The following is a 260-nucleotide window of genomic DNA, read 5'->3' as shown; positions in this document are numbered from 1 at the left end:
AGGAAGATGTTCTCCCTGTCTGGCCAGAAAGCTAGAAACCGTATTGTAGATCACATCAGGGAGGAAATAGTAGTAGTCTCTGTCGTGCCATCCTACCTGTGTGCTGTTAGACGGAACAATCGAGAAATCATCAGCAGTTGCTCCAGTCGACAGAGTGTGGATGGATTTGTTTGCAAGAAGTTCAGAGATTACGCTGAGGAAACGGGTACTTGGCATTACACCTGTGACTTGCTCCCCTTGCTGCTGGGATAAGGTGAGAA

General features: G+C 47.7%; 1 protein-coding gene. It reads right to left on the bottom strand.

The features are described 5' to 3' along the window. The coding region (locus GJQ66_RS14955) for a hypothetical protein (protein WP_230379637.1) at window positions 1-260 on the bottom strand (260 nt) is incomplete at both ends.

Source organism: Microbacterium sp. ZXX196, assembly GCF_009709595.1.
Classification (GTDB): Bacteria; Actinomycetota; Actinomycetes; order Actinomycetales; family Microbacteriaceae; genus Microbacterium; species Microbacterium excoecariae.
The sequence above is the reverse complement of the archived record's forward strand: the minus strand, read 5'-3'. Positions and strand labels throughout refer to the sequence as shown.